The organism is Chthoniobacterales bacterium (genome assembly GCA_036569045.1).
Classification (GTDB): Bacteria; Verrucomicrobiota; Verrucomicrobiia; order Chthoniobacterales; family JAATET01; genus JAATET01.
The window spans coordinates 46,721-55,955 of sequence record DATCRI010000019.1; the positions used below are offsets into that span (position 1 = coordinate 46,721).

General features: G+C 50.3%; 10 protein-coding genes. 2 read left to right on the plus strand and 8 right to left on the minus strand.

Annotated features, from left to right (window positions below; translation table 11 throughout):
- Positions 1–501 precede the first annotated feature (501 nt).
- Both VIM61_04745 and VIM61_04750 read left to right on the plus strand, forming a co-directional pair.
- Positions 502–1,131, plus strand: coding sequence for a hypothetical protein (locus VIM61_04745; protein ID HEY8899697.1), 630 nt, complete (start codon positions 502–504; stop codon positions 1,129–1,131).
- Positions 1,132–1,777: 646 nt separating this feature from the next.
- Entirely contained in the window at positions 1,778–2,590 is an 813-nt protein-coding gene (locus VIM61_04750) for a hypothetical protein (GenBank protein HEY8899698.1), read from the plus strand.
- Positions 2,591–2,927: 337 nt separating this feature from the next.
- On the opposite strand, the gene VIM61_04755 is transcribed toward VIM61_04750, so the two are convergent.
- From VIM61_04755 to VIM61_04790, 8 genes are all read right to left on the minus strand, one after another.
- A complete protein-coding gene (locus VIM61_04755; protein ID HEY8899699.1) occupies positions 2,928–3,695 on the minus strand; it encodes a DUF932 domain-containing protein in 768 nt (255 codons plus the stop codon).
- A 148-nt stretch (positions 3,696–3,843) separates the two neighbouring features.
- A complete protein-coding gene (locus VIM61_04760; protein ID HEY8899700.1) occupies positions 3,844–4,896 on the minus strand; it encodes a WGR domain-containing protein in 1,053 nt (350 codons plus the stop codon).
- Between the two features lie 148 nt (positions 4,897–5,044).
- Positions 5,045–5,518, minus strand: coding sequence for a hypothetical protein (locus VIM61_04765; protein ID HEY8899701.1), 474 nt, complete (start codon positions 5,516–5,518; stop codon positions 5,045–5,047).
- A gap of 103 nt (positions 5,519–5,621) precedes the next feature.
- Positions 5,622–6,341 (minus strand): PEP-CTERM sorting domain-containing protein, encoded by a 720-nt coding sequence (locus VIM61_04770; protein ID HEY8899702.1) that lies wholly within the window; start codon positions 6,339–6,341, stop codon positions 5,622–5,624.
- A gap of 97 nt (positions 6,342–6,438) precedes the next feature.
- Positions 6,439–7,005 carry a hypothetical protein gene (locus VIM61_04775; GenBank protein HEY8899703.1) on the minus strand — a complete coding sequence of 189 codons (567 nt, stop codon included), beginning with the start codon at positions 7,003–7,005 and terminating at the stop codon, positions 6,439–6,441.
- Complete coding sequence (locus tag VIM61_04780) at positions 6,974–7,153, minus strand: hypothetical protein (protein ID HEY8899704.1); 180 nt, start codon at positions 7,151–7,153, stop codon at positions 6,974–6,976. The genes VIM61_04775 and VIM61_04780 overlap by 32 nt, the downstream gene beginning before the upstream one ends.
- 4 nt (positions 7,154–7,157) lie before the next feature.
- Positions 7,158–7,805: a hypothetical protein gene (locus tag VIM61_04785; GenBank protein HEY8899705.1), complete on the minus strand. Its 648-nt coding sequence runs from the start codon at positions 7,803–7,805 to the stop codon at positions 7,158–7,160.
- Between the two features lie 594 nt (positions 7,806–8,399).
- A complete protein-coding gene (locus tag VIM61_04790; GenBank protein ID HEY8899706.1) occupies positions 8,400–8,975 on the minus strand; it encodes a hypothetical protein in 576 nt (191 codons plus the stop codon).
- Between the last annotated feature and the right edge of the window lie 260 nt (positions 8,976–9,235).

The window sequence follows — 9,235 nt, forward strand, 5'->3', positions numbered from 1 at the left end:
ATGCCCGGAGGGAGATGTGATAATGGAGAACTTCAGAAGATTCTCTATCTCAACAAAACCGTGATCCTCGGTGATGAAGGATTGAAGGATACTAGTTGAGTGTTTTAAATATGTAATTGAACTGTATCTGTTGATTTTTTTGTTTAAAAAAGGTGTTGAGAGGTTCCTTCAATCCTTCTCAGAAATATATCTGCGGTAAGCGAATGGAGGAACTGGACGGGTATGGATGGACTGGCACCGACGGGTTAAGTGATTGGTGGAGATGGTAAAAACTGGCACCGGCGGGTGATGGCTCAAGATTCCAAATACAAAAGTGGGGTTTCAGCTTGAGTGTTTTGATCAATTCTGGTGATTATTATCTCTGTATCGCTGTTTTATCCCTCCAAAACAGTCCTTCTACGCGAGCAAGGGCGGCAGCATGCTCGATGTAGAGCCGGTGTGATATTTCAGCCTATTTTTCTATCGGCCCCATTCAATCCAATATACTGTTCGGTCATTAAAATGATAATCGAATCCATCTTCGCCTCGGCAGTTACGAGCGGAGCGCTCATTTGGCTTACGAAATCCTGGATTTCGGAACGCTTAAAGCGATCCATTCAACACGAATACGATCAAAAGCTTGAATCTTACAAAGTCACGCTTAAAGCCGAATCTGATGTAACACTTGAAAAGCTCCGAGCCGATTTGCAGATAGCCGCCGCAAAACGGAATATCGAATACAGTAGAATTCATGAGAAGAGGTTGGACATTATCTCTGAATTAGCCGGAAAGATCGACGCCCTACATCAAGCTGCCGCAGCTTATGTTTCAATGTTTGAATGGAAAGATGGAGATTCTAAGGAAGATCGACGTAAGTTTTTCGCAGATAGACTCGGAGAATTTAATCGTTTTTATAGACCTCGACGCCTTTTTATTCCTCCCGATTTAGCATCGAAGATTGAAAGTTTTAGTAGTGGCCTGTATAACATTTCAATCGAATTCATGATTCATGTGGAGCAGGCTCGTGAGCACGGCGGTCATGAGGATATCGATCGCTGGACCAAAGCTAGTGAATACACATCTCAAGAAGCGCCCAAGCTTATCACAGAGCTTGAATGTGAGTTTCGCACCTTACTTGGAATCGCGGAATGAGACCGAACAAGGCGCTGCAGCTAACCCCTAGCCGCAACGCGTCAGCGATTACGACCGTCCTTCCTTTCCATTCACGCGCCATCTGGGTTGCGCGCCCGTTCGGGGCAGCTGAGCTTGGCGTTCGGCCATCAAGTAAATCGCTTTCCCCCAATGAACAGAATTCCAATGATACTCAGAACTGGCGTCAAGAGGCGCTCGGTAGTTTCCAGAATGTCTCGCGCCTCGGCCCCCTGCGATACTGCAGCGATTACGCTCACTGTATATAAGAAGATGACAAGGACACACAGGATAAAGACAGACTTTGCAGCTACAACGCGTGCGGCGCGCTTCCGCCTGACACGTGGGGATTGGTTTTTCTGTTTACAATACCGGGCTTCCATGGCTGAAAGCCATAATGCCTTTCTTACATTTTGTCAAGTTTTTTCTTCTTCGACAGAGTAAATTAGGCGAATTCTTCATGTTTGAACGACAGAATTTTTATTATTTTATTAAAATAAACAAAAAAAGCCGAACAAGGCGCTGCAGCTAACCCCTAGCCGCCACACGTCGCTTTCTCACGACCGCCCATCCTCTCTATTCACGCCTTCACAAGAGTTCAACCCGCGCTCGGGGTAGCTGAGCTTGACGTTGGGCTATATAAAATTCTATGCTCGAAACCTTCAAAAAGGTCTCAAACCCTCTGACTATCATTGCCATTTTTGCGGGCATCACAGAAATCAGCGGCACACTGATTCTTCCATTTGTAGCTGCCGCAAATCAAGCGACCTACATTTGGTTTCTTATCTTCTTTCCTACTTTATTGGTGATTTGCTTCTTTTTAACATTAAACCTCAATCACAAGGTTTTATATTCTCCGTCCGACTTCAGAGAAGATGAGTCCTTTTTACGAGCATCGACGCCACGTGAGCAGTTTTTAAAAATTAAGAACGAAGTCCAAGCCATTCAGAGCGATAACAAAGCTATTGATGGTATATATTCGCTCCCATCAACCCCTGACGATACGAAAGAGTTTATCGATTTGTATTATCAGGCGGAGGATCTCGTTTTGCGTGAGTTACAAGCTGAATATGGACGCTATGTTAAGCGCAACGTGGCGCTGGATTATTATAAAACAACCGTTCAGTTTGATGCTGCGATTACATTAAAAAGAGCCTTGATCGCTGTAGAAATTAAGTTGGTGCAGCACCCGACATTGAACTACGCTCTTTTTGACCTGATAAGAAATAAGGCACAGACCGTTGATGATGCTGCAAAAATGAGCGGCGAATATTGGGGGGGCTCGGTTATGCTCGTTATTGTAGCCACTTTCTCAGGTGAGCCCCTTAAAGAATACACAGCAAAATTAGAAAAGGCCCTCAAAGAGCTGAATATCTATACGGACTTACGCATTTATCAGCTAGATGAGTTGCGATCTAAATATCCAAATGCAGCCCAACAAGACGCTGCAGCTAACCCGTAGCTGCTTCATTATTACGCCGATAGCGTTAAGAAAACCTATAACGCTGCGGACAAAGCTGGGATTCAGAGGTTTAATCAGCCTATCGAGAGTGAGAATGGATCGATAAATCCCGTTGATTTCAGGAAAGGATGCTTCCGTAAACGATGTTGCCAAGTCATAGCTAAAATAAACTCAGCATAAAAGCTGAGTTTATTTTTTTCCTGCCCGTCAAGCATCGTTCCCAATTCCTCGATGAGAGGAACGAGAAGGATGCTAACAGGCCAGGCAGGGAACGAGTCGAAGGGGAGTGACGCCGACCAAAATGAACGAGCCGGCTGTGGACGTTCTCGTTCTCTATTCAGTTCTTCCCGTGGAGGCGAAACCCGAACTTGGAATCGAACAACCCTTGAAGCGCAGTCGTGCGTTCAGGAAGAAGAGAAAGATTTCCTTTCAGGCCTTCAGTAAACGCATTGAACAAACTCCAGGCCGTACGCGGCGCGAAGTCAGAATGACGCGGTTCCCGCCATTCCCGAAGCACCTCCGGGATGTGACGGTTGGTAATGGCTCCCACATCAGCGGCCCTGATCACGATATCGTGGGCCTTTGCATCGGTCACGCTGGTTGCGCCATAGGCGGCGATGCGTTGGTCCTGGGTATGCCACTGCTCCACGATCCTGCTCACTGCCGTGTGGGCAAGTGTGGGAAGATCGCGGAGAATGAACCTCGTGTGCCGACGTGCCAGTTTGACCTCGCCCGAGAAGCTCAAGTTGTCGCAGACGAACACTTGGACCCCAGCGACGATGCCGGCAGGGAAGGTCTTGTCGTGCGAGTTTCTCAAGCCCAGCACCCACGAGTAATCGTTGGCATTGTGGCCATGCCGGACTTCGAGAAGCCCGAAGTAGCGCTGACCATCGGCGGTGAGGCTGTGGGCTTCGCCGAGCACTTCGATGTCGTTTGCCTTCAGGGTGCGCTCGATTTGCGCGAGCACCTTCGTGTGGGCAATTGGCATCCAGGTATGTGTCGGCTGAGGAGTTGGCACCGAGGCCAATTCCCGACGGCTGACGGCTGCAGCGCCGCAGTGCAGGATGAGGTTGCAGCGGCGAGGGGAGGAAGGGGCGATGTTCATGATTTCTTGTGATGAGTGGAGCCCAGGCAACGCCGGGCGATGTTGACGGCCACCAGGCTGATACTGGTTTGGATCAGCCAGATGACGGAGGTGAGGACGAGTTTGGGGTTGGTCATGTGGTTTTGGTTTTTGGGTTGAGGACCTGACTTCAGGCCGCTTTTTTGTATTTGAGCTGAGAGACGAGGCACTCGGCTTGTTCGATGTCATCCCGGAGACCGAGATAAACGGGTTGGTAGAGGCTCCCGCTCTCGGGAATGGCGTAGAGGTAGCGCACTTCGGCCACCTGCCCGACTTCAGGCAGAGGATGGTTGGGTGGGATCGTCACGTTGCCAGCTGGCACCAACTTGGTATCATCCCAGAGAGAGATCGCCGCACTGCGCCTGGTATTGATCGCCGAAACGATCACGGACGCCGTGGTCACGAACTTGAACTTCAGCTGATTTCCGCCCGAGGCCGGACGGCCAGCGGAGTAGGAGGCAAGTTCACGCTTGAAGACGACGCCCTCGATGCCCTGTTCCCGGTAGCGATCGAACGCGAAGCGCTTTTCCTGCTCGCCCCAGAAGGTGCACACCTGCCGGATCGAGCCAACGGGTTCGTCGCCAAGCAACGTCATTAATGCGATGAGACGCTGCCGGTAGGGCTCATTTCGCAAATCTTCTTCGTCGCATTCAAGGAGGTCGAAAGCGCTGAACACGTCTCCGACCGCCTCGCCGTCGATGAGGAAGTCTCCCTCGAAGAGGAGTGCGTCGTCCGGGATGGACTCAGGGATGCCACACTCGATTCCTCGGCGATTGATCCCGGTGACGGACTGCCCCATCTTCCGAATGAGTAGTCGTCGTCCATCGATCTTGGGCTGAAGGACGAACGAGTCGTCTGTCAGTAGCTGAGGAAGCTCGACCTCCTCAACCGGGTTTAGCAGTTGAGGGAGGACGCCAGTAAACTCCTGGCTGCCTCCCGAGTAGGAAGTCGCGTCCGCGCCGGGAGTGTATCCCTTGGCGAGTTTCTCCCGAACGAGCCGGTCATGGATTTTCAGAGCCTGTTCGTATGAGACTGGATATTGAGTCTTGCTGCCGGTCGAGAGAGTCGCTCCCCGACGCCCATAGGCGAAGTTGACGACCCATCCGGTGGAGCGTTCTTCGAGCGCGATCTGATAGACCTTATCGGAAGCGCCCTCGCGGTAATACAGGGTGGTAGGGGACATAAGTTGGAAAAAGAAAAAGGCCGCTTGGTGAGAGCGGCCTTCGTTGTTGGTGGATCCTTTGAACGGCTATTTGCCGCCCAAAGCTTTCTCGAGAATGCGAATCACGGCTCCGAGAACCCGGAGAGCGATCTGCCATTTGTTGGACATTTTAATGAACTCCGTTGGTGGGACGGACTGAGCGTCCATTACGTTTCTGCTGGCCGCCTTGACCTTGATACACATCGATCAAGTCTCCGATGAAAGCAGAAGCTTCGAGAGTGCTCAGAGTTTTAACTGGCTTTCGGTGCCACTGGTGAGCGAGATTCTCGATTTCCTGTCTGTCGAGCTCATGGGTCTCCATGAGTTTCAAAATGAGACTTTTCTGCTTTGGAGAGCAGGCCCAGTGGTCTCCACCATTTTTCCGATGGGAAGGACCGTCGGAAGGTGGAATTTCTCCAATGTAGCCTGCATGCTGGATCTCCTGGTCGACGGCATCCTGAAGAAGCCGATAGAGCTTGGAGCTTTCTGCTTCGAGCTGGGTGAGGTCGTGGACTTCGGTACGGACCGTCACCGAATACTGGTGACTGCTGTATCCGGGTAGTCCTAGTTTCTTGCTGTAGTTGGTTTCGACAATGATGGCCATGTGAGTGTCGTGGTTGGTTGAGGGCATGAAAAAAGCCAGTGGGTGATTCCACTGGCTTTTTTGTTTGCCTGATTTGCCTGAGACTCGGATTGGGACCTCCAATCTAAGTATCATCTCTAAGGATTATACCTCGATCGGACCTCTTTTCCTGGGGAGGGGGGCTCCTTCGTGCCATGATCACAATGACGCACCCGATTCCTAGCAGTATGAGGCTGCCAGGTTCAGGAACGGCTGTCGTGACCGTCTGGATCGTGATGTTGTCGAAGGAAAGCGATCCCTTGCCTGTGAACCAGTTGTCGCCTGCAAACCACATCGATAGATTTCCGAGCTGCAAATTACGGCCGTTAAGCTGAGGATATAGGTTGGAATAGACCAATGTAAAAGAAACCCACCCTGCGTTCAGAGGAGGAATTTTTAGCGTCTGATATTGCAACCCCGTCGGATACGTTTCCAAAGTCAGGCCAATCGGCGCCCCAATCCCGATCTGCACAGATCCCGTGGTTTCTGCCGTATTCGCACGGACATATCCTTGAATGTAGAGACGGGTGTTGCTCGATTCCGTCGTAAGCGTGAATGGCTTCAAACTTGCATAGGTAGAATAATTGGTGGTTGTCGTGGTGGTCTTCACGTTGATCGTGAGACATCCGGGACTACCTCCATAGCCGGCGGAAGCATACGAGATCGTGGTGTACCAAGGTGCCACATCGCCGGAAGCGAACCAGCCATTGTAATTGGCGGGAGTGTCGAAGTTGTTGGAATAGACGACCACACCATATGAAAATGGGGCGGTCATCAGGAAGAGAAGCGTGAGGATTGTTTTCATGATGGCAGGTTGATGGTTGAAAAGAAGCTTTTCACTTAGCAAAAGCTCGCTTGCCTATCATTATACCCGCGCTCTCCGCGTTTGATGCGAGGGGGGCTTAGGAGTATTTTCTGGTAAGTTCCTGTGCGTTTTTGGAATGGGTCATTTGAAGAATTCGGAAATGAGCCGCAACTTCGTTGTCGGCGGCATTGAGTTCTTCAACGGCCCGGGAATATTGAGCAAGCTGCTCCATCTCGACATCACGTTGAACGCGTCCATTACCCATGAAGTACGAAACGAAGTTCGCGGTGAATCCGTTGTTCTGATGGTAGACCAGATGTGCGCGATAGACGGCGGCCTGACATCGGGTGGTAATAAGCAGCAAGTGGCAGTAGTGTTTCCATAAATCGGCAATCTCGATCATGAGTGGGTCCACCTGATGAGAATCCAAATTGAGCAAACCGTTGAAGAACCACTGCAAGACGGAATCCGAATAGGTAATGACCTGCTCGATCTGCTGATATCGCTTTGCTTCCAAGAGCTTTGCGAAATTGAATTCTGCGAGATAGGGAGAAGTCCGTATTTCTTCGAACTTCGTCCGGTATTCTCCGAAGTTTGCGGCGTAGTTTTTAGTGGCCTCCTCCGAGACCGTTTCAATTGGGAAAATGCCCTGTGGCGCATCCATAGAAGAGAATTCCAATGACGATGCCGGCGGCCAACACCTTTGCCAGCGGCAGGAAAAGAATGTAAAAGAGATGAGGAAGGCCGGTAGCGTGAGCCCCGATGCCCAGAAAAGCCATGATGGCTCCAAAGATTAGAATTCCTGTAATCATAAGTTTACGCGCCTGAGTTCATCGAATTGTTGATGCAATAGAGGATCAATTGTGCCAGCGGCACCGGCAGATAAAGGCGGACCGCCTCGAGAGTGCGGTTTTCGCCGTATCCCTTTCGACTGGGATAATCGGGGTCGACCAAAACCGTATCGATCCGCAAAAGCTTGAAGGGATAGTTTGAAAGGGAGGATCCTGACCACCGCCTCCAATCCGGTCGATCGCTTAGAATGTAGTAAAAGACCTGGTGGTCGATGAAGAGTTTCTTCATGGCTTTGTTCCGATAGCTGACGAAATTGTAAGTTCTCCAGCCTTGATCTCCTGTATATCGTGGTGGGAATTGTCCGGGCTTTGGCGCTTCTTGGACCAATTGAATGCACACCACCTGGTTCGCTTGATCCACAACGATGTTGATTTGATTGTAGCCGTCCGCGAACAATCCTTTGTAGGTGTAATAGAAAAATGACTCCTTCGGAAATCCCGGGCATCCGAGCATGTTCCGTGATGGGAGGTTACCAGTCAGTCCCAAGGTTTTGACGGCTTCCTTGATCGGCATCAGGTAAGTGACGCCTTTGTAGATTTCGATACTGCTGTCGGCGTCCAGATTGGCACCTGCGTTAACCAATGGATCAAGTAAACGAACGAGATCGGTCATGGTCTCCGTTCCTCCCTGCAGCTTCGTGTTCCACTTGGGGCCGAGCTTGATACCAGGTGTTGCGGCTGATGGAGGCTGGGGAGGAGGAACTTGAGCAAATACGTTTTCGATACAGAGGAAAACGACTGACGCGGCAACGCACAAACTCCTGATCATTTGTGTCGTTTTACGCCCTATTGGGCCGTGTTCGCAAGAACGATTTTACGCCCTAATGGGGCGCGTGGCGGTTGCGCAGCAACAACAGAAACTGAGAGTCTTGGGAGCAAACATTCGTCGAGAACGTTTGTCCCATGGTTTGACTCAGGAGAAGCTCGCAGAGATGTCTGATCTGAACATCCGAACGCTTCAAAAAATCGAAGCTGGCAGACTGAATATATTGGTCACAACGTTAATTCGGCTGCGGGAAGGCATCGGCTGTAGATGGGCCGACTTGGTAGAGATCTTGTAGAATCAGCTAAAAGGTAGGAACTGACATCTTCTATGCTCTGGACACAGCGAAATTAATCTGTGGCTCTCCTTTCATTGCCTAACCAACCCAAAAAAGAACCCCGTCAGTTATGGCTGACGGGGTTTTCTGTGATATGTGAGAACTTCTCAGTGAGCGGCTGCAAATTCTGGCTGAACCGTTGCTACAAGTGGTACCGCGGATGCAGATGGAGCGACCTCCGTTACCGGCTCAATAGCTGGTTCTGCTGCAAGGGTGGGGGACTCGACTGTCGGTTCGGAAGCGATTACAGGGATGATGGGTTCATTGGTAGTGCCCAACGCCCAAACGCCGCGACCGACTTTCACAAATCCCTTCTTCTTTCCGGTCGTGGCGAAGAAAACATGCAGGCTGGCAGGCTTTGCTCCGGTAAGCTTGGCGATCTCGGGAACCGACAATCCTTCCGGTTTGTCCTTCAAAGCTACAGCAACTCGCTCAGCCAATGAACCTGATTGCTTCTCAGGAGATGCTTGTGATGATTTTGCGGCGCGCGTTGTCTTGGAAGCTGTAGGTGCTTTGACTTTTGGCGCAGGAGAGGGGGCAGTTTTCTGCGATTGTGAATCGGCACTAGCCAAGCGGGTAATCGATGCGTCGATCGTAGCGATCTCTGCTAGAAGAGTTTCCTTTTTCTCAACGAGAGTGAGGAGTTCGCGGAGAATTTCGGGTGTCAGGTCGGAATAAGACATTTGTTATCTCTGTGGATGATTTGTTAGCGAGGTTCAAGTAAAATTGTCGCTGCTCAAAACTGATGCTCTTCCCTGTCGAGATCTAAAGTGGGTGTGGAAGTCGAATGTACGATCGATTTATCTAAAAAATGAATCGTTTAACAGAGTGTAGCACCGTATCAGAATGGCAAAATACACAAAGTCGCATTATATTGGCGGTTTGGTAAATCAGCGACTTTTCGTAAAAGTTTTCTGAACTAATGAGAGGTTCAGTCGTTGAC